The organism is Cytobacillus solani, from assembly GCF_001420595.1.
GTDB lineage: Bacteria > Bacillota > Bacilli > Bacillales > Cytobacillaceae > Cytobacillus > Cytobacillus solani.
This window is the reverse complement of the sequence record NZ_LJIX01000006.1, coordinates 732,077-756,454: the sequence shown is the minus strand read 5'-3', so window position 1 is coordinate 756,454 and position 24,378 is coordinate 732,077. Positions and strand designations below refer to the sequence as shown.

Here is a 24,378-nt window from a genome sequence, read left to right as displayed (position 1 = left end):
ATGGAGGACAACTTCTAAAGTCAACAAAAAACACGAACGTTGAAATATTTATTTTGATTAATGTACGTAATTTATATTTACATTTACAACATCCTTATTTATAATTCAATTATAGTTTTTAACACACAAACAGTGTTTACGTTCCGATAAACGAGGTAATCTACTGTTATTTCAAGACCTAACATAGCTTCACTATATTTTGTTATGCTTTATCCCTTTCATAAATTAACCAAAACGAGTAATGGAGGAGATTTATACAGTGGAACAAAACAAGCAAAACACGAACAATCTAATAGGAGTAGACGAAAAGATTAGTTGGGGAAAGGCTTTTTTACTTGGTATGCAGCATGTACTTGCAATGGATTTATATATTGCTCCTATTATCATAGCTGGTTTACTCGCATTAGATTCAATGAATACGACCTTTTTCATTCAAATGTGTTTTCTCGCAGCAGGTCTTGCAACACTCATCCAAACAATCGGTGGCCTTCGCTTGCCGGTAGTTCAGGGACCCTCATATGTCCCAATTGGAGCATTGGCTGCAATCGGTGGCAAGCTTGGATTGGGCGCCGTATTTGGAAGTCTTCTTCCGGGTGCATTAATTATTGCCATCCTTGGATACCCACTGAAATGGTTTGCAAAAGCTGTACAAAAGATTATCCCACCTCTAGTAGGTGGTACAGTTATAGTGATTGTCGGAATTTCATTAATGCCAAGTGCATTTAACAGTATATATAGCGCACCAGGAAATATTGGACACAACGTGTTAATCGCATTTGTTTCTGCAGCAGTTTTAATTACTTGTATTCTTCTTGGCCGTAAGAAAAAAGGATATGGTACATTCTTCCGCTTGGTTTCCGTTATCCTTGCCATTATCGCAGGAACAATTACTGCTTCCTTTTTTGGCTCAGTGGATTTCTCCTCAGTTAAAGAAGCAGCTTGGTTTTCACTTCCTAGCTTCTTCCCATTCGGAAAACCTGTTTTTGATTTACAGGCCATCCTTACAATGGTATTTATCTATTTAGTTATTTTAATTGAAACAACTGGCACATGGTTTGTTGTCTCAACTGTTACTGGAAGTGAATTAAATGAAAAAAGATTGAATCGTGCATCTGTCGGAGAAGGAATTGGCTGCTTCGTCGGGTCTCTTTTCGGCGGAACACCGATGACTGGTTATTCCTCCAATGCTGGAATTATCGCTATTACAGGAGTAGCGAGCAGAATGGCCATCATTAGTGCAGGGATTATCCTTGTGGCTTTAGGCTTAATTCCAAAATTATCTGCTGTCATTACATGTGTTCCGGAACCAGTCATCAACGGAATATTCGGTGTTGTTTGTGTGGCCATTGTCATGAATGGATTAAAGGTCATTCAAAATGTAGTGATCGACGACCGCAATATGATGGTAATTGGCGTGCCAATCCTATTGACAATCGGTACGATTGTTCTTCCTAAAGAGCTTTTAAATAGTGTACCTGACTTTGCAAATTATATTTTATCTTCAGGAACAGCTGTTGGTGCGATTGCTACGGTTATTCTTAATCTGATCATTCCAAAGGAACGCGAAAAAGCGGTTGCCGCAGGTGAAATTCATTAAAACAGAAGAAAAGCGCAAGTTCTTTGATCATCCGCACTAGCGCAGAAGGGCTCATCCTTTCAATAATGGAAACACGGTTTGCGATAGCGAACCGATGTTGACGCAATCGTTGCGGAGGAGACCTGATGTTTGATAGGCGATAGGACGCTTGCGCTAGACAATTCTCTAACTCCAAAGTAATACTTTCTTATTTTTCAAGAAAAGACAAGCTTCTAGGGGCTTGTCTTTTCCATTCATATATCATCCATATTCAAATCAGTTAACACGATTACATTCGGATGCTGCAAGAGACTTGTTACTGGTATATCCTCCGTAATTACCCCTTTTAATAATGCCTCCAATGCAAATCTTTTTTTCTCACCAATGGCTATTAGCAGAATACACTCAGCACGAAGGATGGTGGAGATTCCCATCGTAATAGCCATTTTTGGCACCTCTTCAATTGAATCAAAAAACCGTGCATTGGCTTCCCTTGTTGATGCAGCAAGTTCAACAACATGTGATTCACTATCAAACGATGTTCCCGGTTCGTTGAAACCGATATGGCCGTTCTCACCCACACCTACAATTTGCAGGTTAACCGTTAATGATTTTAATAATTCTTCATAATCATTCGCTTCTTTTCGAATATCTTGCGCTTCTCCATTAGGTATAAATGTTACTTTAAACGGCTTCGCATCAAAAAGCTGCCTTTTCATATAAGAATGATAGCTTTCTGGATGCCCTTTTGGAATACCTACATATTCGTCCAAATTGACACTTCGACAATGAGAAAAATCTAATTTGCTGTTTCTTAAACACTCATAAAGCGGAAGCATTGTCCCACCCGTTGCTAATCCGTAAGTTGTTGCACCATTCTTTAAAAAATTAAAAATGATGTCAACTGCCCGATTATACAATTCTTCTTGATTTTGAATGATTTCTAGTTTTATTGCCACTCTCTCCTTCCAATATCTTGAATTAATTCATAATAGTGCTACATATGTATTCCATAATACATTAAAAAGGATTGAGCAATCAAACATGTGCTCAATCCCCTATTAGCCTCTTAATCATCTATTTTTTCAAAACTGAATGATTCCCATGGCTCGATTTGATCGAGTAAATAGCGTTCCTCGGGAACTACTTTCGCTACAACATTTGTACAGCCTGCATTTGACATAGCTTTTAAAGCGATTTGCAGCTCCCCTTTATAGCGGATGTCTAAATCATTATCTATTGTGATATCCCCTCTCTCTATATTCCGAGTATCATGAGGCGGAAAGGAACCATTTTTATATTTTACTCGCGGCTGTGTACTTCGAATGACATATTCAGATACATCGCCTCGATTAAAATGTGGTTCATCGAATATCACTTTGTTTTCTAATGAACTTGTCAGAGGGAATGTTTCAACTCTTATCTCAAGCTTATTGCGATTCAAACGCCCCAACGCCTCGATTTCTTCCCTCGAAGCATACATATTTCCAATGATTAAATCATCGATCAAACCCGTGTGCCATAGATCCTTCGCTTGAACAACAATTGGCAGGTGACGATGTTCCTCTAATGTCGGCAAGCCATATGGCGTCTCTTCCCAAGGACCAAATTTCGCATCCTTTGAAGAAATCATCGCTGCTGTCCGAATATGATTCTTCTTAAAAAGCATAGAACTTTTGATAAAATGACTGCGTGAAAGCCCAGTATACTTCCTTGGATAAAAGTTATGACAGCCAACAATATTCTCTAGATTCGGCTTATAAGACAAGACATTTTCCACGTACTTCGTCCCATTGCTGCAATTTAGTTCTATTTTCATATTCGAAGCATCCAGAGACATGAGAGCTTCCTCCTGGCCTGAAAAACCCATATCTAATCGCAAGCCATCTAGATGATAGGATTCCTTCAGCTGCGAAATTTCCCGGAAGGTTAATCCAATTTCCTCCAAGACTGCCGGAGCAACATCTGCAAAAATTTCAAATCCAAGTGTATGCGCGAATTGATTAAGCTGCTGAAGCTTTTCTCTCTGTTCATCATTTTTTAAAGACATTAAGCAGGTAAATATTCGATCAAAACCGTTCGCATGTGCCAGCTCCATATATTCCTTTATGTCATTTAACGTACCATGCTGAGAATAAATAGAAATTCCTAATCTCTTCATCTTATGCCCTCAGGTTACTAGACGATTCGATATGATTGTCTTTTGATTTTCCTGTCTTCGCAGCTTTGTTTGCCATGGCAACAAACGGCAGATAAATGCAGACCGCAACTACAATTAGAACAACACTTAATACTGCTCCCTGCCAGGATTGGGTAACTAGGAAACCATTAATGACTGGCGGCGTTGTCCAAGGTGCAGCAATGGTTGCAGCTGGTACCAGCCCCACTTTTGTTGCAAAATAAGCAATAGAGACATTAACCATTGGCGTCAAAATAAACGGGATAAATAATACTGGATTCAATACGATTGGAAGCCCAAAAAGTAAAGGCTCATTAATATTAAAAAGACCTGGTCCAGCGGATAAATTTCCAACCGTGAGATAATGTTTATTTCTTCTTGCTATTATGAACATTGCGATAATTAATGAGATAGTTGTGCCTGATCCACCCATATTAACAAAGGCATCAAAAAATGGTTTATTAATAATATACGGAGCTACTTCTCCTGCAGAAAGTGCGGCAACGTTCGCATCAATTGCTGGAAGATTAATTGTTTGCATAAATGGATCGATGATGTTAGCCCCGTGAACACCAAAAGTCCAAAGGAATGCAGGGATGAATGCAAGAATCAATGCGGCAAGCCATGTATTCGTTAACCCCATAAATGGTTCTTGAACCGCTGTATAGAATGAACCTATAATATCTGGAATATTGAAGCCTGCTGAAATGATCGTACGAACTAATGCAAATGCAGCAATCGTGATCATTGCTGGCAGCAAAGCAGCGAATGACTTCGAAACAGCTGGAGGTACACTGTCAGGCATCTTAATCAATAAGCGGCGATTGCCTGATAATCGAGAAAATAGCTCTGAAGAAAGTAAAGCAATGATAATTGCAACAAATATACCACCGGTTCCTGTTGTCAGCCCTGATAGACCACCTTCTCCAAATGTTCCAAATGTCATATAACTTGCAAAACCAATTACACCTGCCGAAAGGCCGTCCTTGTCATAGCTTTTAGCTAAGTTATAAGCAATCGTGAAGGATAGCAAAAGGGAAATAATCCCGAATGTCGCTCCCCACATATTCCCTCCCCACTGTGTCCATGTTGCATGATCCCAAATGGAATCAAGGAGGTTCTGATACGCTTTAATGGGCAGGCTATTTATTAATACTGCAAAGGAACCAACAATTGTCAGTGGCATGATTGCAATAAAGCCATCACGAATAGCCACTAAATGACGCTGATTGCCTATTCGTGCTGCAACAGGTACAAACCTTCTTTCTAAAAAACCGAACATTCCCAACACTCCTTTTAAATTTTATATGGCTAACATCTAATTAGATGTTATTCCTTTTCCAATCTTTCATATAATTCAATTATTTCTTTTGCTAAATCACGAAAAGTAATTGAATTCATCAAATGATCCTGTGCATGAATTAACATCATCGACACTTCTACTTTTTCCCCTCGAGCTTCTTGTGTCAGCAATGCTGTTTGGGAATGATGTGCTTCTACAAGTGACTGATTAGCCAGCTCTATTTTTTCTTTAGCTGCGGCAATTTCTCCTTTTTTTGCAAGCTGTATGGCTTCCATACAATCGCTCTTTGTGTTTCCGCTATGCAGGATCAGTCCCATAATTGCTTGCATTAACTCTGACTCTTCCATCTTGTATCCACTCCTTATCCAATTAACCCGAGGGCATGCTTCAAGACATTAGCCCCATTCATCATTCCATAGTCTGCCATATTAATAACATCTATTGGAAAATGCTTATCTTTATATTTTGTTTCAAAAGAACTCTTTAAATAGCGTACTTGCGGCCCAAGTAAGAGCACATCTACATCTTTACTTCCTAGGTTTTTATCAACCTCACTTTCTGAGATCGCAAAAATATCAGCTTCTATATTTTGCTCCTCAGCTGCTTTTTGCATTTTTGTTACGAGTAAACTTGTGCTCATTCCTGCTGCGCAAACTAACATTATACGTTTCATGTTCAAACGCCCCCTTGATTGTTGTAATCGCTTTCTTAGATTGAGAATATCATCTATTGGTATATACCACAATCTATTTTTCAGTATATTCATTCTATTTTGTTCTATGAAAAAATTGGACTAGTTGGTAAATGACTGTAAATCCTGATCTTAATGTGAACTGGTATAGTCCACAAAAAAAGATAAATTTTTTTGTGGTTCTAAAAATATTCATAAAAGACAGGAGGGTTAGTTGGAAGTGCCGACTTCCAATTTTCCTCCTCTTCTTTTCTTACCGGATGATTCGCATATCGCAGTGCCTCACTTACCGATAAATATCCTGCCATCATTGCGGATAATATCGTAATTGGCAATGATAAAACATGCTGCTTTTCAATCAATCTATCTTTAACAATCTCTATCTCCCTATCTTTCGAGATGTGAAATAAACATTCATTCCAGGGGGCAAAAGGATCTTGAACCCTCAAATATAATGAATGCTCATAATGCTCCCATGCATACTTCTTAAGAAAAGCATATACATCAACAATCCTAATCATTACATCCTGCGTAATTTCTTTTTTAAATTGCGGCTGGACAAATTGAAAGCCAAAATGACTCGCAGCAGAAGTTGCCCCTTTAATGGCATGCACACTTGCCTGATGGGATGATATAAAATTCCAAAGGGACTGCTCAGCCTGAATTCCATCCGTAACAAAGTCCCTAATAAAAAATGTTAAATCCTTTATTTCATAGCGAATATAACCAGCTATAGAATCTCCTTTCGTGTAATAAGCAAAATGGCTATCTGGCTCTCTTCTAGCAAGTCTCTGCCACCATGCAGCATCTCTTTGCATTCCTCCATTCGTCTTCAAGGCATGTTCATTATGAAATTGCTGGATCTTACTATAGCCTTCTTCATCCATCCATTCGAAGCTAAACCGTTTCATCCTATTTGACTGAATAGGAAATTGCGGGAAGGATTCTTTTGGTATGGAATAATGCAGTTTATCAAAAAATAACTCCCAGCCAAAATGACGGTAAAATGAGACAGAAAAGGGGGCTAAGACAGATATAGCTTGATTATTTTTCCGCATCTCAGCTAACGATCTGACAATTAGCTTCTTCATTGTCCCTTCATTCCTATATTCTGGATATGTTGCTACGAATCCCATCCCGCCCATTTTATAATTGACTCCATGCACCGTTATATTTAATGGCAATATTAGGAGCTTTCCTACCAAATTCTCCTTATCATATGCGCCTATGGCCGTACTATGCCGAACCCAATATTGAAAATCATCACGACGTGCCCCCGTATATTTAGTAGGGAAGCAATAATCTCTTAATCGATGTGCCTGTTCTTCATCTTCTTGTGATAAAAGCTTAATTTCTATTTCACTATTCAACCCATTTGCCCCTTTCGAAGCTGGAAACTCTAGCATTCCTCTCCAATTCCTTCTGTGGTTATAACTTCTGTCACCCTGTTTATAGCTGCCCCCTCATCTTCTCCTTTAGCAGATATTGTGACAAGCGCTCCCGGAGAAATGCCTTGTGCCATCACACCCATGATTGATTTTAAGTTTACAGTTGTTTCATTATGAGTAAGCTGGACATCTGATGAAAAGGATGAGGCTGCCGTCACTAACAAGGTACAGGGTCTCGCATGAAGACCTTCCTGTGCCGTAATTTTAAATCTCTTTTCCATGAAAAAACCTCCTTCTTAATCATTAGTCAAAATCAATGCGGTCTTTGTACTGATTAATTAGTGCAAGATTAGCCGATTGATTAGCTGATACGTTTGCACTCTGAAATACTGGCAATCTATCCATATCAAGAGACTCTATAACTTGGCTAAATAATGCATGCAAGATAGCAGAACCGATTACAGTAGAGGCCGGCCCATACTGTACACCTTGAAGGCTTAGTATCCCATCGCCAACTGGTATATGTGAATTTAATACGAGGTCAACGACTTCTTCTAAACGGTGCCCGCTTTCATGTCGTGTAAGCTGCTCCATGTACTCTAATGATTGAAGGGATATAACTGTAATCCCAGCTTTTTTCCCTAATAGGGCAACATCGATTGGTACAGGATTACAGCCTGAGGTTGATATAACAATAAGGACATCCTTTTTCTTAAATTCAAAGTTCTCAAGATGATTTTTTATAAAAGCCGGGTCCTTTTCATTTTTTGAAGATGTTAACGCACCATAATGAAGCATTAATGGTTCAATGGTAATTGGACGTATAGGAACAAGCCCTCCTGCTCGATAATAAGTATCCTGAGCCAATAGATGGGAATGGCCGCATCCAAATATTTGGAGAATTCCCCCGTTTTGAAAACACTCTACAATTATTTTTGAAGCGCTTTCAATTTGTCTTTGTTCCTGCTCGCTTACTTTACTCAAGAGGCGCTGAATCTCTGCGAAATAAGACTTCATACCCTTCACCTCTTAATTTCACTAATAAATTTATATCGATCGGCACGATATGTACTGCGTACCAATTCGAATGGAACACCATCCGTTAAAAAACTAGTTCTTTTAATAATGAGCACGGCTTGCGAAGTACTAATTTGTAAATATTTGCTGTCTTCCTTTGAAACAATCGCTGCCTCCATTTGCTGAATTGCATTGCCAATTTTCTGGTGCGATCTTGCCTCAATTAACGCATAGAGAGATCCCATTATTTTCTTTTCATCCAGTTCTGGGAAGATTTTCACAGGAATGTACGTCCTTTCAATAGCCATCGGCTTTAGATCCGCATTGCGTATGCGAATGACATGAAAAACATACTCATCCTGTTCTAGCTGCAGCTCTCTAGCTATATCAACTGGTGGAATCATCTTCTCGAAATTGATTAATTTACTGCTTGGTTCCATTCCTCTTGCTCTCATATCCTCCGTAAAACTAGTTAACCCATTTAAAGGCTGCTCTAGCTTCGGATTGGCGACATATGTGCCTCTTCCTTTTTCCCTGTATAAAAGTCCATTGTTCACAAGATTTGTTATGGATTGTCTGACAGTCATGCGGCTCACATTTAACTGTTCAGATAACTCTCGCTCTGAAGGGATATTTTCACCAATTTTATATTCTTCTAGATAAATGCGCTGCTTTAGCAACTCCTCAATTTGGAGATAGATAGGCACTCGAGATTCTTTATCTATCAAGTCTTTCATTCCTTTCATTGCACTTACTATTTCATTTTCATAAAGTGAAACTCAATCAGTTGAGGTCTTACAGCCGGTTTATCTGTGATAAACAATGCTGCCCCGGCAGATTGTCTTTTGTACATGTAACGCTTGATCCAAGATAACGATATCTGCATCAAAACCTTCCGCAATATAGCCTTTATTTCGAAGCTGCAGCTGTTTAGCAGCGTTAGCAGATGTCATAGAGACGAGCTCCTGTAATGAACAATTTGTAGTCTTTTTGAAGTTGCGAACAGCTTGATCCAACGTTAGAACACTCCCGGCTAACGATCCATTGGAGAGATGTGCCCCATCTTCTGTGACAGACACCGTTTGTCCTCCCAAATCATAGTCGCCATATGGGAGTCCTTTTGCCCGCATAGCATCCGTGATCAGGATGATCCCTGAAGCTCCTTTCAGTCGAAAAGCAAGATTTAAGGCATCTGGGTGACTATGCAAAAAGTCAGCAATTAGCTCAGTTTTTATCCGCTCTTCAAGCAAAACCGCTCCGACAACGCCTGGTTCACGGTGATGAAAAGGGCGCATTCCATTAAATAAATGCGTAGCTTGCCGAGCTCCTAATGCTGCGGTCCTCTCCACTTCCTCTCCTGTTGCATCTGAATGTCCAATCGATACAAGAACCCCCATCTTCCTACACGCTTCTACAAATTCAAATCCATTCCTGGCCTCTGGCGCAATCGTTACTTGCTTGATTCGATCCCCGCTAAGCTCTTGCCATCTATTAAACTGTTCAATGGATGGCTCAATAATATGCTCCATGGGCTGGGCACCAGCCCATCTTCTTGATATAAAAGGACCTTCAACATGAATGCCTAACAGCTCTGCCTCATCCGTATTACTCTTATAATAACTGATATTTTCTAACGCATCCTCAATTGCTTGAATCGATTGAGTCATCGTTGTTGCTAAAAAGCCTGTCGTTCCTTCCTTAACTAATGAGCGAGCCATGCCACGAAGTGCCTCTTCTGTCGCGTCCATCGTGTCAAAGCCTTCTGATCCATGAATATGCATATCAATAAACCCTGGAAATACGACCCATTCTCCCGAAGTACCATCCAGATGTTCATTTGCATCCACTTGTAAATCCTTTCCTACCTTTTCGATTTTGCCATCCTTAAGAAAAATACTGCCTACAAATTCTGCTTGATCATAATTTACGATTGTGACATTGGAAATGAGTATCTTTCTTTCCATTTAAACAGCTCCTAAAAGGCTAAATTTGAAAAAGGAATCCTTTAGCCTTTGATGTCTTAACTCTCCTCTAATAGCATTAATTGGTATAGTTGTCTATACCAATTATAGGGTACATCCATTAAAAAGAAAAGTCTAAATTTTTAATCTTTTAAATTTTTTTTTAGAAAATGTATATTGGATAAAGCGGTTAATGGTTATAATGAGGTTGTACTATACTGATTATTTTAGAGGAGTGGTAAAGTTGGCTGTAGAAGTCTACCTAACTTTTAATGGAAATTGTCGTGAAGCTGTAGAATATTATGCTGAGGTTTTCGGAGCTGATAAACCTCAAATTATGGCCTTTGGTGATTCAAAGCCAAACCCAGAATATCCGCTTCCAGAGGAAGCCAAAAATTTAGTCATGCATGCACGCTTAACAATAAGCGGGAGCACTGTCATGTTCTCTGACACTTTTCCTGGATCGCCTTTCACCCAGGGAAATAACATCACCCTTGCCATTGTCAGCAAGGACATCGATGAAATTAAATCGGTATTTAATAAATTGAAAGAAGGCGGGACCGTCGGCATGGAGCTTCAAGAAACGTTCTGGAGCAAATGCTATGGTCAATTAACTGATAAATTTGGCATTGGGTGGCAATTAAGCCATGACAGTGGAGAAACAGGCATGTAATCTTAGAAAAGCGCAAGCGCCTTGACCATCGCCGTACAAACTGGAAGGACCGCGACTGAGATAAAGGAAACACGGTGAGCGATAGCGAACCGATGTTGACTTATCGTAGGGAGGGGGCCTGAAGTTTGATAGGCGATAGGCGCTGGAGCTAGACAACTCTCTAACTCCAAAGTTATACTTTCTTATCTTGTAAAAAAGGAAAAAGATCCTCTCATTGAGATTCTATTTCCTTTTTTCTTTTTTTATACATTTTTGTTCATACTGCTATTTACATTCTTCACCTGAAGCAATCCCTTTTTTCACTTACATTTACCTCAACTAAAATTTCCATTTTCAAATGTATTGTCACTATACAGGAAGAAAAAGGATAAAAGTGGGTTCTTCATGCTTTTAGTACTTTTTCCTTATACAGTTTCTACTTCACGCTTTGGCTCTTTCCCTTTATCAAGTTCTGGATACACCCTTTTTATAACTGCAGGTCTTGCGAGCAAAAGGACCACTCCGATAAGAAGGGCAGCTGAAAGGATTAGTATCCATTGGGCTGGTAACACATCGTATAAGAACCCATATAGAACCATTCCCAATGGCATGAGAGCCATTGCCATTGTTTCAAATAATGAAAAAACACGTCCTTTATAATCGTCATCTATTTGTTTTTGCATCATTACTTGCAATGGTGTGTTAACAATAATAATGATCGTACCGAAGCCGAACATGAGCACAACATAATAAGCAAATATAGAAAGATTAGATAGTGACATCATTAGTGGAATTGAAATTCCAACCAATATTGCTCCCATCCCTAAAATCCCTCTTTTTGAGACAAGGAGTGGAAATTTCACTTCTTTCCTTACTGAAAAATAAAGTGACATAACTAGCATTCCCACTGCAAACGCACCTTGTGTAAGCCCAAAATGCTGTGAATTCATTTTTAACTTTTCAATAAGAATATAGGAATAGCCAACCTCAAATGCGCCTAAAAGGAAATTAACAAGAAGTGCAATCCAGATGACGATGATTAGTAATGGCTGCAATTTCAAATAATTGAATCCAGCTTTCATGCTTTGCCACATCGATTCTTTTTTCTCCCCTTCAACTTTTCCTTTCCTTTTTGCGAACAGTTTGAAGTTCATTGTTGATTCAAGAACGATAGCTATACTAGAGGCAATCATATAGATAATGAGGAATACCGGCATTGAAACAGCACCGAATAAAAGTCCCCCTACTGCTGGGCTGCCTATCGAGGCAAAAGAAATAGACATCTGGTTTAATGACATGGCTTTCTGGATTCTTGCTTCATCTACAAGTCCTGTAATCGATGAGGAAAAAGTGACACCGGAAAAGGTCGACGTAATGGATAAAATACAGGTAGTTGTATAAATGGCAGCAAGGGAGAGACCCGAATGTAAGCTAACGATAAGGAGTCCTCCAATTGCCATTGTTGTTGCAATCTGTGAGCAAATGACAATTGCCTTACGGGAATAATTATCTGCCACATACCCAACAAATGGTGCGGCGATTGTTCGAGGCAACAAACTGCAAATAAGGTTTGCAGCAAAGTTTGTTGCAGATCCTGTCATTTGCAGAATATAAAAGCTAATCGCAAATGAATACACATTAGCACCGAACGTTGAAATCAGTTTACTAATCGTAAATGTCCATAAATGATAGGTCGCCTTTTTCAGCTTTAATGCATCTTCCACAATAACACACCTTCCAAAATGTTTAATTTAATTAAACAAATCATATCACCTCCCCTCTTTCTTTTCAAGAAAAAGTTTAATATAATTAAACTATATTTAAAAATCAGGAGTGTTTAAAAGCCATGTTAGGTGAACGCATACGTAAATTACGAAAACAAAAGAAAATGACACTAGAAACGTTAGCAGGTGATGCACTCACAAAAGGAATGCTAAGTCTCATTGAGAATAATAAGGCAAATCCATCTATGGAAAGCCTAGCCTATATCGCACAGCGATTAGGTGTAGATGTAACAGACTTATTAGAGGAAATCAGTTCACAGGAATTACGGGAAGTTCTTGAAAAGGCAGAAAAGTTGTTTAATCAAGATTTAGAAGAAGTGAATGATCAATATAAGCAGCTCATTGCCCTCATTGAACCCTATGCAAGCAGACTTGCCAATGGATACGAATCAGCACGCTTATTAGATATTTACAGCCGCTCACTTTACTATGAAAAAAAGGATGGTTGGAAAGGATTATTAGATAAAGCTGTACAAATCTATGATCAGATGAACCTCACTTCACGCAGGGCATCACTTGGTGTTTTTCGTTCGGCGGTAGAGTTTTTTGCCCATGACTATGCAGAGTCACTAAACATACATGTAAATGAACGCCGTAAAATTGAAACAACTCACGCTTACATCGATCCAATGACAAGGTTATCGTTGGATTATCATGAAGCAGCATTACACTTTGCTGTCGGTGATACAGAATCTGCTACACGCGTAATGAATGAGGCGATAAACTTTTCAAAAGAGAATCGAATATTTTACTTAATTGATGATTTATATCGGCTTGCTGCTGGATATGCGATGATGTCAAAGAATACTGAAAAAAAGGCGTATTACACACAGAAGCTGAAGCAATATGAGAAGTTTGCTGATGATATGAACTCAAAATGGTTTTGTGAGCTGATAAACATTGATTCACTCATTTCTGACGAACATGATTATGCTAAAGCAATTGAATGGATTGATGCGATACTTGAAAATAATCAGAAACCAGAAGGGTATCAACCGTATTTCTTCCTTGAAAAAGGACGAGCCTTATATGAACTTGGTCATTTTTCTGAAGCTCTTCAGTGCCTTGAAAAGATTAACATCCCTTCATATATTCATCATCCGTTCGATTTATCCATTTTTTATATTGCAGACTCCTATACGGCCCTTTGTCATCTGGAACAAAAAGATTTAAAAGCAGCTATTCATTTTTCAGAAGTTGCCGTGAAAAATTTTGAGCTGTTGCCAGATACATCGTATAAAGATTTCTGCTATGCCACCTATCAAAAAGTAAAAATGTTAAAACAAGCAGAAGAGTAATTTCTCTTCTGCTTGTCACATAGTTATTCCAACTGCTTGTTATCCTGAGGAAGCGGGATACAAACTGTAACCACGGTCCCTTTATTTATCTCCGAGTCTACAATAATGTCCCCCTTATGCAGCTCGGCAATTTGCATAGCGATACTCATCCCTAATCCAGAGCCCTCCACACGTTCATCTGTACTCGTTCCTCGATAGTAACGATTAAATAGATGTTTTCTTGTCTCTTCATCCATACCGATTCCATTATCTTTAATCATGATCTTAAGCTTCCCGCTCCCACTGTCTTCTTCTATTGCTATTCTGATAGCAGTTCCTGGCGGGTTATGAATAATCGCATTATATATTAAGTTATCCATCATTCTTTCAAACCAGCGTTTCGCAATTTGAAGGGATAGGTTATGATTTAATGGATCAAACGATAGGTGATAGTCTGATAATGTCATATCCTCATGGAACTTAATCACTATGCTTGTAAGGAGCTGATTCACTTCAATCGACTGAAAATCAACAAGTGCAGCCTCATTCTTTAATCTGAAGCTTAATGAGAAGTCTTCAATAAGACTTAGCATATAAGCACTTTTTTCGCCAATTGTTCTCCCTATATCCTCAAGCTCTTGTTTTGACCACTCATACTGTCCGCTTTCCAATAGCGTTCCATAGCCTTGCATCGTCGTTAAAGGGGTACGAAGGTCATGAGAAATGCCAGCCATCCATTCCTCCCTTGTTTTCTCAAGCTGCTCCCTCTCCTTCGTTGATGCGGCTAATTTTTCTGCCATCGCATAAAACGCTTGAAAAACTTCCGCATATAAACGGTATTTCAGGCGAACCTTCCCATTTTTCCGGAAAATAAGCTTCTTTTCCTTTTCGGTTAATACCTCATTGTACTTACCAGTCCCCATCCGGCTGAGCCAGCTAGTAAAAATAAAAAGCGGATTCCCATAACGGAAGCCATTCCAAAAGGAGATCACAATGGTTACGACAAGAACAATAACACCAGATACTGCAAATGCAATAATAATTTCTTTTAGTGAATCAAGCTTGATTTCTTCTTTATTTTTATTTGGGGTATAAAGCACCCATAAAGCCTGCGTTGCTGGATCCTTAATTATGGTAGTTTTCGTCGAATAAATATCAGGGGCCACTTTACGTACAAATACATCTAACGGGAGTTCTTCATCAAGACCTGATGGGCTGCCAACCTCTTGAATTAAATTTTCACTCACATCATAAACCTTAATAAACCCATCTATTGAAAGAAGCTGATCCTCAACCTGTTTCAATTGTTCTTGCGAAATCATGCCTTCTTTTCCATAGTCACCTATAATTTGCTGAAGTATTTTACGCCCTTTATCCTCGTGTCCTAACACGAATAAATACGGCTCCTCATATAACGTTTCTAAATAGAAATATAGGGAATAGCCTTGGAGCTCATTTGTTTCCTGCATTTTATGTAAATCATGCTGGCTATATTGTTTAGGTATCGAATCTGGAACATTGCCTGATTCAATGACTTCCCCTTTATGATTAATAAGTTGTACCCAGATCCCTTCCTCAGCCAAATCCTTATCCCAGCCATCAGGCATCGTAATTTCCTTCAATGAACTTCCTGTATCCATCGAAATGCTTTCAATTTTCGTCTGATAATAGTTATACTTTGATTCATCCTTCGTTATCCAAACAATTGTTATGAGTAAAATGAAAAAAAATAGTATGATAATTGCCACTGCCAATGAAATAAATTGAAAGGAGAAATGGAGGAATAGCCGCCTTCTTAATCGTTTCATATTTGTTTTCCTTTAATAAGCTTATAGCCAAGACCCCTGACAGTGAGCAGAAATTTAGGATTGCTTGGATCTTCTTCAATCCGCTCTCTAATTCTTCTAATATGAACGGAAACTGTGTTGTCATCAACAAAGTGTTCAAATCCCCAAACTGCTTCCAGAAGATTTGATTTAGAGAGCACGATATTCGGATGTTTACAAAAATAGAGCAGCAGTAAATATACTTGTGTAGGACATGGAACTGGCTCTCCATTAACGATTAGTTCTCCAGCACTCTCGTCCAGAATAAATCGTCCAAAATCATATAGTTTAGTAGCCTTAGATATTGGCTGTGCCTTGGCAGATGGAGCTGGCATTCTCCTAAGATACGCTTTTATTCTGGCAGCAATCTCTAGCGGATTAAATGGTTTCGTGACATAATCATCCCCGCCCGTTGCAAAACCCGTTAGCACATCAAGGTCAGAAACCTTGGCTGTTAAAAATATAATGTAAGCATTCGTTTTCTCACGGATTTTCGGACAAAGCTCGAATCCGCTGCAATCTGGCAGCATGACATCGAGAATAATAATATCGATGTTTATCTTTTCTACTATTTCAAGCGCCTCGCTGCCTGAATGGGCCGTATAAATATGCTGAAACCCTTCCTTTTTCAACATGAGCTCCAGCATTTTAACGATTGCTTTTTCATCATCTACAATTAAGATGTTGTTTGTTTCCATGTGTATCCACCTCTCCCATATCGTAGCATAGCAACTTTACGAACAGTTGAACGAAATGGAAAAAATTTATCCAATAGTAAAGTTTTGTTCATTGTCTTGAAAGCTGAACAAAGTAGAGTAGGGGTATGCAGATATGAATAAAGGAGAAGGTAAGATGAAACAAAGATTAGGAATAATTGATGGGATTAGAGGATTTAGTTTAATAGGCATTTTAATGGCGAATATGCTTATCTTTCAATACGGCATTTGGGGAATGAATGAACTTGAGCACTTTAAGTTATTTGTCGGTGATGAGGCTGCGAATATATGGGTAAAAGTATTTGTGGAAGGCAGCTTTATGCCAATCTTTATGTTTCTATTTGGGTATTCGATGATCAAAATGAAGGAAAAGCTTGAAGAAAATGGCGGGAAGGTGAAACGGCATTTTGCACGTCGTTTTTTCCTGTTAATCGTTCTTGGGCTGCTGCACTCCACCTTTGTGTGGGAGGGCGATATCCTATTTTCATATGGATGCTTAGGTTTGCTTATGATGATTTTCTTAAATCGCAAGAAAAAAACGATTTTCATTTGGGCGGTCACTTTGCTCATTTTAACTTCGTTCATTGGGTTTGGAAATATGATGGAAACTCCAGAAGAAGCAGAAAGTATAAACTCATACGTACAAAAGGCAAATCTTATTTATGCAGATGGCAGCTATTCAGAGATTAAAGATTTTCGCAATAGCGGGGAAGATCCGCTTGGCCTCCCTCCTGGTGCCTATTTCTTTATCATTCTATTAACTCCGTTTATGCTTTGCCCATTATTTTTACTTGGGATGTATGCTGCAAAAATGCGCTGGTTCACCCAGCCGAAGGAAGAACGAAAGCTGTATGTATGTTGGGCAAGTATACTCGTTCCTATTGGCTTACTACTAAAGAGCATTCCTTATTTACTGCCGAATACCGTTTGGGCAGGTGTTGCAGAAATCTTGGGTGCACCATTATTAGCGATTGGTTATATTTTCGCCTTTGCCCTACTTTATGCAAAGGGAGTAAATCCGGTTTTTCTAAAGCTTTTTGAAAATGTTGGACGTCTTTCCATGACTAACTATTTACTTCAAAGTATCATTTGTACAACCATCTTCTATGGTTATGGGTTTGGATTATTTGGGCAAATCGGCGTTATTAATGGCATATTATTAGCTATTGCCATTTATGGAATTCAAGTCATCACCAGCCACTTCTATTTGAAGGTTTGGAAAGTTGGACCTTTTGAAAAATTGATGAGAATTGGAACGTATTTAAAATGGAGCGGGAATACGAAGAAAAAGGCTAAGCCAGTACCTGATTATCCACAAGTTAAAGAACAAATATAAATATAAAATGATTGCATGAAAAAGTCAGTTCTACAATTAAATATAGAACTGACTTTTTTTAATCTATATTAATCATTCATTCCCTCGTGATTTCCCTAGATTTTGTTCATTTTTGTGAACCATCACTTGATGAGGATATGGAATTTCGATTCCGTTTTCATCAAATGCCGCCTTGATTGCCTTACGGATATCACGTTCTACTGCCCATTGTTCCCCATTCTCTGTTTTCGCTATTACACGCAGCACAACATCAGATGCACCTAAAGCTTGAACGCCGATGACATTTGGACCTTCTACAATGACAGGATTCTCTGCAGCCATTTGATCGCAAACTGCCTGAGTCACTTCAATCGCATGATCAATATCTTCATCATAAGCAATCCCAATATCAACAAGCGCACGCATACTTCCACGGGAATGATTTCTTACAGTCAGTATATCTCGGTTCGGAATAAAATTTAGTGTTCCATCAAAGCTCCGAAGCTGGGTAGTTCGTAAGCCTACTGCCTCTACAACCCCATCAATATTGCCAATTGTTACGTAATCATTTACATCCAATTGTTTCTCTAATAATAAGAAAAATCCTGTAACAACATCACTCACAAGTCCTTGCGCTCCAAAACCAATTGCTAGTCCGACCACTCCTGCACCTGCAATTAAGCTTGCAACTGGCAATCCAAATGCATTAAACAATGAAGCAGCAAGAATAAAGATTAAACTATACGATAAAATATTTTCGGCTAGCTTATGTAGTGTTAAAGCACGGCCTTCTGAAATGTTCTTCCTTTTGCTTATGTTAAGGAAAGTCCGATCTAAAACCTTACTGCCAATTTTCTTAACGATTACAAAAGCAATTAATATTCCAATAATCTCAAGAGCTTTCACTCCTGCATCTATAAGCAAACCTTCCCAATCAAAAGTCTTAAAATTTACCAAACCATTTCATCCTTCCTTTTAAAGCTTTTTCACATTGTTTATCTTAATGTGTTTCCCCTTTTCATTCAATCATTTTCTATTTAGATGGAACAATCTATTTTTTTGTTCTGTTCATCTAAAATGTTGTGTTACAATTTTTTATTAAAGTATTAAAAGAGAACTGCTTCTTTATAACCTCTTGAGCAAATCAAAAATATACATAAAGAACAGCAATACCAAGATTATTACTATGAGTATTTCAAATATACTATTATGTTATGTCCAACTATACATTCTCTCTACAAGCCTAAAAGGCTACTCCCTCTTTAATAACAGAAGATCCAACTCAAAATAAAAAAACTGAATCTATCTGATTCAGGTTAATGGAAATAGATCCAAGGTGCAGGTTCCTAGTCATAGAAAGAATTATTATGCACTAATCATCATTCCTCTATCGCATGGATTTCTGTTTATCCCGTATTTATTTCCCCCACATATTATGGGACAAGGTCATGTCCCTTGTCCTTTCTCTATTATTTCTTTTACAACGTCCATTATTGTAACGTTATCGAGTGCCTTCTCCATTGAGAGCTGGGCAGCAGAGAATATGGGGCTTATTGTTTCTTGAATATTTTTCCCAACTGGACATGATGGATTTGGATTTGCGTGAACACCAAATAGCTCTTTTTCCTGTACAACATTAACGGCCTTATAAACATCAAGCATTGTGATTTCTGAAATATCCTTCCCAAGTTCTGCACCTGCGACACCAGGACGGACTTTTACCAAACCGGCATTTTTAAGCATCCCCATGATTTTTCTTATAACAACAGGATTTGTATTGACACTGCCTGCAATAAATTCTGATGTATTCACTCCATCTTTATTAATTTCTAAAAGAGATAGTATATGAATTCCTACAGAGAATCGACTACTAATAGACATTTTATTCGCCTTCCTTCACCTTTTTCCCATAATCTATAAAGTATATACCATGTAAAATGTATAGTTACAAGTAATTGTATACATAATTAACAACCTTAATATATCCATTTTAACATTTATTGTTGACAAACGTATTAGTTGTAACTTATATTGTTACATGTAATCGTTATTATTACAACTTATACCTAAGGAGGATGAATAAAATGAAGATTGGAATTATTGGTGCAAGCGGGAAGGCTGGAAATCAAATTTTAAAGGAAGCTCTTGAACGTAATCATGAGGTCACAGCTATTGTAAGGAATGCTGGGAAACTTCAAAATCACGTTAACCTTGTATTGGAAAAAGATATTTTTGATATAACAACAGACGATTTAAAGGAATTTGACGTTGTTGTTAATGCATACGGTGCAGCCCCAGGCCAAGAACATCTGCATGTAGACGCTGGCAGAAAATTAATTGAATGCTTAAAAAATGCTCCACAAACAAGATTAATTGTCGTTGGCGGAGCAGGCAGTCTTTTTGTTGACGAAGCAAAAACGACTCGCGTAATGGATACACCTGATTTTCCAAAAGAATATTTTGCAACAGCATCGAATCAAGGAAAAAACTTAGAAGACCTGCAAAATGCAAGCGCCATTCAATGGACTTTCATTAGCCCAGCTGCGTTCTTTAACCCTGAAGGTAAAAGAACTGGGTCCTATCAAAAAGGGAAGGATCATTTAATTTTAAATCATGCAGGCCAAAGCTATGTAAGCTATGCTGATTACGCTATTGCTGTATTGGATGAAATTGAAAATCCTCAACATATGAATGAGCGGTTTACCCTTGTTTCTGAAGCTGAATAACTATTGGTTAACATCATTAGGCAGCTAAGCCTACCTCTTCTAAATTAGATGCTTGACCAAAAAACCCACTTGCCATAGGAAAGACCTGTAGCAAGTGGGCTATACTATTTTACTAATATGAAAGAGTATTCCTTTACACCTTCAATAGCATTTATCACATTTTCATATCCTAAACCTTCCAATTGCATTGCAACCTCTGAACTCTTTGTACCTGTATTGCAATATAAAGCAATTGTCTTCTCTTTTGGTAATTTATCAAGATTTTCCTTCACAGCATCGAATGGCACATTTATTGCCCCTTCAATCATACCCTCTTCTTTAACTTGCTTTTCTGGTCTAACGTCTACAAGAATAAGATCTTTATTTTCATCAATCATTTCTTGGAATGCTGCCCCTCTAACCTCCTTGTAATGCACTAAATCATACTCGTATTCTTTAACACCTTGCGCATTTGTTACATCCGTAAACCCGTTGTTTGCTAGTATTTCTGCTGCCTTTCCACTTCTATTTCCTGTGTTGCAATAGAGAATGATTGGTTTATCTTTATAGTCCTCTAGACCGCTTGAATTACGTAAATACGTATTATAAATTGAAGCAATATCATCTAATGGCCCTTCCACCCAATCATCCTTATTTGCCGATAAGGATTTAGGCGGCATATCAACAAGAATTAAGGATTTTACATATTCCAATCCACTTTTATTCAATTTCATAGAATACTCCTAAATATATAATGCTATAAACTATATGAAAACTATATCCCATTACCCTTCTGTTTTAAAAGTAAGAATAATTAGACAAAATGTTTTTTTTATAGTTAGATATAAATAATTTAACAAAAAGGGAGGCTATGGAAATGTATACAAATATTTTACGACACCCAGGACCTACACCAATACCTAAAAAAGTACAATTAGCAATGGCACAAGATATTTACAGCCACCGCAGTGGTGATTTCGTAGAACTATATCGTGAGATAAACAAACGAGTGAAGCCATTGTTTGGGACGAAGCAAGATATTTTACTTTTACCATCTGGTGGAACTGCAGCACTAGAGGCAGCAGCAGTCAATATTGTTTCACCAGGAGAAGATGTGGTCGTTATTACTATCGGGGCATTTGGTGACTATTTTGTAGGAATATGTGAAAAATATAATTTCAATGTACATAAGCTAGCGATTGAATGGGGAGAGGCTTGTACAGAAGAGATGCTTACAGAATTCCTCAAGCCTTTAAATAATATAAAGGCTGTCTTCGTTACATACAACGAAACATCTACTGGTGTTCTCAATCCGATAGACAAAATAGCAAAGGTTGTTCACGCGCATACTGATGCATTATTTATTGTAGACGGAGTCAGTTGTATCGGCGGTACACTAGCAGAAATGGATGAGTGGGGTATTGATATTTTAGTAACTGGCTCACAAAAAGCAATGATGCTCCCACCTGGTCTTTCCCTTGTTAGTGTCAGTGAAAAAGCATGGACAGCGATTGAGGAAAATAAGACTCCTTCATATTATCTAAACCTATTAAGCTACCGCAATTGGGCAGAGAAAGGAATGACACCTAATACACCAGCTATTACGCTAATATACGGACTAGCTGCTGTTTGTGACTTAATTGAGGAAGAGGGGTTTGACCAAACGGTTGCTCGGCATGCTCTAATGAGGGATATGGTCCGAGCAGCAATGAGATCTTTAAACTTAGGACTTCTTACTAGCGACGAATTCGCTTCACCAACCATTACAACAATTCTAACTCCAGAAGGATTGGATCTTAGTGATTTTCTAGGACACTTGAAAAAAGAATACCATCTAGATTTTGCTGGGGGACTAGGTCATTTACAGGAAAAAGTCTTTAGATTTGGCCATATGGGCTATTGCTTCCCGAGTAATGTTCTTGAAGCTATTTCTTTAATGGAGGCTGGATTGCAGGATTTTAACTATTCGTTTGAACCTGGCGCAGGCATTATGGCAGCCCAGAATGTATTTTTAAGTAAGAAAAATACATTGAAAACTAGATAAAGAAGTAGAACCATTAACACTATCTCTCCCACTGCCGTACGTCCGATTTCTTATACTCTTTTTAAAAAATAGTATATCTAGGCTTATAAATTTGGGATTAAACATCTTTAAAAGTAAAAAGCAGTGAATACCAAAATGCACTGCTTTTTGCTTTCGTCTTTTAATTTTAAAATGTTCTATTAAAATGGATTTGTTCCAATAAGTGTTGCAGCCTTCACATAAATTCGCGGATGTAATTTTAATTGTGACACAACAAATTCAGCTATGTCTTCAGGCTGCATATACTTCTCTTCGTTCCCATTGATTAAATTGCTTTGAACTGCAAGCTCTGTTGCTACCGTGCTTGGAGCCAATGCAGTTACACGGATGTTATTTCTGCGGACTTCTTGTGCCAACGATTCAGTTAAACCAATCAGCCCAAATTTTGATGCACTATATGCACTTGATGTAGCTGCCCCATTTAACCCATTAGTAGAAGAAATATTAATAATGTCCCCACCATTTTTTTCAATTAATTGAGGAAGAACCGCACGTGTTACATAATATGGACCCATTAAATTAACATCAATCGTTCTCTTCCATTCTTCTGGATCCATATCTAATAGAGACGCAAATTTCCCAGTTCCCGCATTATTTACGAGAATATCAGCTGTACCAAGCTCGCTTGTCAATTGTTTAACTGCTTCTTCAACCTGATCCATTGATGAAACATCGACAGCTGCGTATGCCGCATTAACACCTAATTCTTGAACTTCAGCTGCTGCCTCTTTCAAAGCATCTTCCGTTCTTGCAAGCAACCCAACATTAACTCCTTCTTTAGCTAACGCAGTCGCTATTGCTCGGCCGATCCCTCTGCCAGATCCTGTTACAATCGCTACTTTTCCTTTTAATGACTGTGACAATATAAACGTCCCCTTTCCATATATATCTTGCTCTTCTATTTCAACATTCATTATAGAAGAAGATTTATATATTTTATTCCTTCCTATTTATGTAATCAAGTAAGTTGCTTCTAGGATAAGGTTCCTGTATCCTTATCCCTCGACAAAAAGCCTATTCCCGCATGGAGAATAGGCCGCTATTTCATTCTTTTCCCGTCAAAATGTTATTGCACCGTATATCCACCGTCAACTAGTAAGCTAGCACCAGTTACGAATGAGGCATCATCACTAGCTAAGAACAATACGGCTTTGGCAATTTCTTCTGGTCTGCCTAGTCTGCCAATTGGATGCAGGGAAGCAAGATATTCTTTCACTTTAGGATCCACCTCGCTGATTAACGGTGTATCAATATAGCCTGGACAAACAGCATTCACTCGAATCCCATGCTTTGAATAAGCTGCACTCAAATTCTGCGTTAAAAGCTTTACCCCGCCCTTTGCAGCTGAATAGGCAGTTACATTTGGTAAGCTCACATGACTATGGATAGATCCAGCGTTAACAATCGCACCGCCTGTCCCTTGTTTAAGCATTTGTTCAATCGCGTATTTATCAGAAAGAAATACACCTGACAGATTAATGTCAATTGTTCTCTTCCACTGCTCATAAGATAGCTCATGAGCAATTGCATCATTGGCAATCCCTGCATTCGCATACATAATATCAAGCTTTCCGTATTTGTCTACAGCTGCAGAAATCATATGTTTTACTTCGTCTTCCTTAGTTACATCTGTTTTTACAAAAAATGTATCATACCCATTTGCATTTAGTTCTTCTGAAATCGCTTGTCCACGGTCAGAAAAATCGGCAATGACTACTTTTGCCCCTTCTTCAGCAAATAAACGAACCGTTGCCTCTCCGATTCCACTTGCTCCGCCTGTAATAATAGCTACCTTGTTATCCAATCTCATATTAATCACCTATTCCTTCATATCATATTTGTTCCATCCATGCTTGCTAAATACATATTTAGTTAAGCTTTTTTTGTTTACAACGTGCAAATACT

General features: G+C 38.3%; 24 protein-coding genes. 6 read left to right on the top strand and 18 right to left on the bottom strand.

Annotated elements, in window-relative coordinates; all coding sequences use genetic code 11:
- The first annotated feature begins 259 nt into the window (after window positions 1-259).
- Window positions 260-1,597, top strand: coding sequence for a uracil-xanthine permease family protein (locus AN957_RS05440; RefSeq protein WP_053478915.1), 1,338 nt, complete (start codon window positions 260-262; stop codon window positions 1,595-1,597).
- 233 nt (window positions 1,598-1,830) lie between these two features.
- On the opposite strand, the gene AN957_RS05435 is transcribed toward AN957_RS05440, so the two are convergent.
- The 10 genes from AN957_RS05435 to nagA form a co-directional block, all read right to left on the bottom strand.
- A complete protein-coding gene (locus tag AN957_RS05435) occupies window positions 1,831-2,535 on the bottom strand; it encodes a glucosamine-6-phosphate deaminase (protein WP_142108084.1) in 705 nt (234 codons plus the stop codon).
- A gap of 110 nt (window positions 2,536-2,645) precedes the next feature.
- The gene (locus AN957_RS05430) at window positions 2,646-3,737 is read right to left on the bottom strand and encodes a DUF871 domain-containing protein (protein ID WP_056682758.1); all 1,092 of its coding nucleotides are present in this window, start codon (window positions 3,735-3,737) and stop codon (window positions 2,646-2,648) included.
- Between the two features lies 1 nt (window position 3,738).
- Entirely contained in the window at window positions 3,739-5,046 is a 1,308-nt protein-coding gene (locus AN957_RS05425; RefSeq protein WP_379998298.1) for a PTS sugar transporter subunit IIC, read from the bottom strand.
- 38 nt (window positions 5,047-5,084) lie between these two features.
- Window positions 5,085-5,405 (bottom strand): PTS lactose/cellobiose transporter subunit IIA, encoded by a 321-nt coding sequence (locus tag AN957_RS05420; RefSeq protein WP_053478918.1) that lies wholly within the window; start codon window positions 5,403-5,405, stop codon window positions 5,085-5,087.
- A gap of 14 nt (window positions 5,406-5,419) precedes the next feature.
- Window positions 5,420-5,731, bottom strand: coding sequence for a PTS sugar transporter subunit IIB (locus AN957_RS05415; RefSeq protein ID WP_053478919.1), 312 nt, complete (start codon window positions 5,729-5,731; stop codon window positions 5,420-5,422).
- A 200-nt stretch (window positions 5,732-5,931) separates the two neighbouring features.
- A complete protein-coding gene (locus AN957_RS05410) occupies window positions 5,932-7,155 on the bottom strand; it encodes a GNAT family N-acetyltransferase (RefSeq protein ID WP_231690189.1) in 1,224 nt (407 codons plus the stop codon).
- On the bottom strand, window positions 7,149-7,418 hold the full coding sequence (locus AN957_RS05405) for a phosphocarrier protein HPr (protein ID WP_053478920.1): 270 nt from the start codon (window positions 7,416-7,418) through the stop codon (window positions 7,149-7,151). Before AN957_RS05405 ends, AN957_RS05410 begins: the two co-directional genes overlap by 7 nt.
- 22 nt (window positions 7,419-7,440) lie before the next feature.
- A complete protein-coding gene (locus AN957_RS05400) occupies window positions 7,441-8,154 on the bottom strand; it encodes a sugar isomerase domain-containing protein (RefSeq protein ID WP_053478921.1) in 714 nt (237 codons plus the stop codon).
- A gap of 5 nt (window positions 8,155-8,159) precedes the next feature.
- Complete coding sequence (locus tag AN957_RS05395; RefSeq protein WP_379998305.1) at window positions 8,160-8,891, bottom strand: GntR family transcriptional regulator; 732 nt, start codon at window positions 8,889-8,891, stop codon at window positions 8,160-8,162.
- Between the two features lie 69 nt (window positions 8,892-8,960).
- Window positions 8,961-10,118 carry an N-acetylglucosamine-6-phosphate deacetylase gene (gene nagA / locus AN957_RS05390; RefSeq protein ID WP_056682755.1) on the bottom strand — a complete coding sequence of 386 codons (1,158 nt, stop codon included), beginning with the start codon at window positions 10,116-10,118 and terminating at the stop codon, window positions 8,961-8,963.
- A 241-nt stretch (window positions 10,119-10,359) separates the two neighbouring features.
- On the opposite strand from nagA, the gene AN957_RS05385 reads away from it, so the two are divergent.
- Window positions 10,360-10,788, top strand: coding sequence for a VOC family protein (locus AN957_RS05385; RefSeq protein ID WP_053478924.1), 429 nt, complete (start codon window positions 10,360-10,362; stop codon window positions 10,786-10,788).
- A gap of 404 nt (window positions 10,789-11,192) precedes the next feature.
- Here the strand turns inward: AN957_RS05385 and AN957_RS05380 are convergent, their stop codons facing one another.
- Complete coding sequence (locus tag AN957_RS05380; RefSeq protein ID WP_053478925.1) at window positions 11,193-12,491, bottom strand: MFS transporter; 1,299 nt, start codon at window positions 12,489-12,491, stop codon at window positions 11,193-11,195.
- Window positions 12,492-12,613: 122 nt separating this feature from the next.
- Between AN957_RS05380 and AN957_RS05375 the strand changes: the two genes are divergently transcribed.
- Window positions 12,614-13,849 (top strand): helix-turn-helix domain-containing protein, encoded by a 1,236-nt coding sequence (locus tag AN957_RS05375; RefSeq protein WP_053478926.1) that lies wholly within the window; start codon window positions 12,614-12,616, stop codon window positions 13,847-13,849.
- A 23-nt stretch (window positions 13,850-13,872) separates the two neighbouring features.
- On the opposite strand, the gene AN957_RS05370 is transcribed toward AN957_RS05375, so the two are convergent.
- Together AN957_RS05370 and AN957_RS05365 are read right to left on the bottom strand one after the other, a co-directional pair.
- Window positions 13,873-15,636, bottom strand: coding sequence for a sensor histidine kinase (locus tag AN957_RS05370; RefSeq protein ID WP_056682752.1), 1,764 nt, complete (start codon window positions 15,634-15,636; stop codon window positions 13,873-13,875).
- A complete protein-coding gene (locus AN957_RS05365; protein ID WP_053478928.1) occupies window positions 15,633-16,352 on the bottom strand; it encodes a response regulator transcription factor in 720 nt (239 codons plus the stop codon). Before AN957_RS05365 ends, AN957_RS05370 begins: the two co-directional genes overlap by 4 nt.
- Window positions 16,353-16,506: 154 nt before the next feature.
- Here AN957_RS05365 and AN957_RS05360 point away from each other — a divergent pair, with 154 nt between their 5' ends.
- Window positions 16,507-17,706: a DUF418 domain-containing protein gene (locus tag AN957_RS05360; RefSeq protein ID WP_231690190.1), complete on the top strand. Its 1,200-nt coding sequence runs from the start codon at window positions 16,507-16,509 to the stop codon at window positions 17,704-17,706.
- A 72-nt stretch (window positions 17,707-17,778) separates the two neighbouring features.
- On the opposite strand, the gene AN957_RS05355 is transcribed toward AN957_RS05360, so the two are convergent.
- On the bottom strand, window positions 17,779-18,642 hold the full coding sequence (locus AN957_RS05355; protein WP_053478930.1) for a mechanosensitive ion channel family protein: 864 nt from the start codon (window positions 18,640-18,642) through the stop codon (window positions 17,779-17,781).
- A gap of 489 nt (window positions 18,643-19,131) precedes the next feature.
- Complete coding sequence (locus tag AN957_RS05350) at window positions 19,132-19,566, bottom strand: Rrf2 family transcriptional regulator (protein WP_053478931.1); 435 nt, start codon at window positions 19,564-19,566, stop codon at window positions 19,132-19,134.
- Between the two features lie 203 nt (window positions 19,567-19,769).
- Between AN957_RS05350 and AN957_RS05345 the strand changes: the two genes are divergently transcribed.
- Complete coding sequence (locus tag AN957_RS05345; RefSeq protein ID WP_053478932.1) at window positions 19,770-20,411, top strand: NAD(P)-dependent oxidoreductase; 642 nt, start codon at window positions 19,770-19,772, stop codon at window positions 20,409-20,411.
- 104 nt (window positions 20,412-20,515) lie between these two features.
- On the opposite strand, the gene AN957_RS28000 is transcribed toward AN957_RS05345, so the two are convergent.
- Window positions 20,516-21,124 carry a rhodanese-like domain-containing protein gene (locus AN957_RS28000; protein ID WP_056682749.1) on the bottom strand — a complete coding sequence of 203 codons (609 nt, stop codon included), beginning with the start codon at window positions 21,122-21,124 and terminating at the stop codon, window positions 20,516-20,518.
- 143 nt (window positions 21,125-21,267) lie between these two features.
- On the opposite strand from AN957_RS28000, the gene AN957_RS05335 reads away from it, so the two are divergent.
- Window positions 21,268-22,434, top strand: a complete 1,167-nt coding sequence (locus AN957_RS05335) for a pyridoxal-phosphate-dependent aminotransferase family protein (RefSeq protein ID WP_053478934.1) — start codon at window positions 21,268-21,270, stop codon at window positions 22,432-22,434.
- Window positions 22,435-22,613: 179 nt separating this feature from the next.
- Here AN957_RS05335 and AN957_RS05330 read toward each other — a convergent pair whose 3' ends face one another.
- A complete protein-coding gene (locus AN957_RS05330; protein ID WP_053479307.1) occupies window positions 22,614-23,336 on the bottom strand; it encodes a 3-ketoacyl-ACP reductase in 723 nt (240 codons plus the stop codon).
- A 203-nt stretch (window positions 23,337-23,539) separates the two neighbouring features.
- Window positions 23,540-24,283, bottom strand: a complete 744-nt coding sequence (locus tag AN957_RS05325) for an SDR family NAD(P)-dependent oxidoreductase (RefSeq protein ID WP_053478935.1) — start codon at window positions 24,281-24,283, stop codon at window positions 23,540-23,542.
- Window positions 24,284-24,378: the final 95 nt, after the last annotated feature.

Excerpts from the sequence above, each read along its gene's own strand:
- AN957_RS05430 (WP_056682758.1), bottom strand. The coding sequence starts at position 3,737 with ATGAAGAGATTAGGAATTTCTATTTATTCTCAGCATGGTACGTTAAAT.
- AN957_RS05420 (WP_053478918.1), bottom strand. The coding sequence starts at position 5,405 with ATGGAAGAGTCAGAGTTAATGCAAGCAATTATGGGACTGATCCTGCAT.
- AN957_RS05415 (WP_053478919.1), bottom strand. The coding sequence starts at position 5,731 with ATGAAACGTATAATGTTAGTTTGCGCAGCAGGAATGAGCACAAGTTTA.
- AN957_RS05410 (WP_231690189.1), bottom strand. The coding sequence starts at position 7,155 with ATGCTAGAGTTTCCAGCTTCGAAAGGGGCAAATGGGTTGAATAGTGAA.
- AN957_RS05405 (WP_053478920.1), bottom strand. The coding sequence starts at position 7,418 with ATGGAAAAGAGATTTAAAATTACGGCACAGGAAGGTCTTCATGCGAGA.
- AN957_RS05400 (WP_053478921.1), bottom strand. The coding sequence starts at position 8,154 with ATGAAGTCTTATTTCGCAGAGATTCAGCGCCTCTTGAGTAAAGTAAGC.
- AN957_RS05395 (WP_379998305.1), bottom strand. The coding sequence starts at position 8,891 with ATGAAAGACTTGATAGATAAAGAATCTCGAGTGCCTATCTATCTCCAA.
- nagA (WP_056682755.1), bottom strand. The coding sequence starts at position 10,118 with ATGGAAAGAAAGATACTCATTTCCAATGTCACAATCGTAAATTATGAT.
- AN957_RS05375 (WP_053478926.1), top strand. The coding sequence starts at position 12,614 with ATGTTAGGTGAACGCATACGTAAATTACGAAAACAAAAGAAAATGACA.
- AN957_RS05370 (WP_056682752.1), bottom strand. The coding sequence starts at position 15,636 with ATGAAACGATTAAGAAGGCGGCTATTCCTCCATTTCTCCTTTCAATTT.
- AN957_RS05365 (WP_053478928.1), bottom strand. The coding sequence starts at position 16,352 with ATGGAAACAAACAACATCTTAATTGTAGATGATGAAAAAGCAATCGTT.
- AN957_RS05360 (WP_231690190.1), top strand. The coding sequence starts at position 16,507 with ATGAAACAAAGATTAGGAATAATTGATGGGATTAGAGGATTTAGTTTA.
- AN957_RS05350 (WP_053478931.1), bottom strand. The coding sequence starts at position 19,566 with ATGTCTATTAGTAGTCGATTCTCTGTAGGAATTCATATACTATCTCTT.
- AN957_RS05345 (WP_053478932.1), top strand. The coding sequence starts at position 19,770 with ATGAAGATTGGAATTATTGGTGCAAGCGGGAAGGCTGGAAATCAAATT.
- AN957_RS28000 (WP_056682749.1), bottom strand. The coding sequence starts at position 21,124 with ATGAAATTGAATAAAAGTGGATTGGAATATGTAAAATCCTTAATTCTT.
- AN957_RS05335 (WP_053478934.1), top strand. The coding sequence starts at position 21,268 with ATGTATACAAATATTTTACGACACCCAGGACCTACACCAATACCTAAA.
- AN957_RS05325 (WP_053478935.1), bottom strand. The coding sequence starts at position 24,283 with ATGAGATTGGATAACAAGGTAGCTATTATTACAGGCGGAGCAAGTGGA.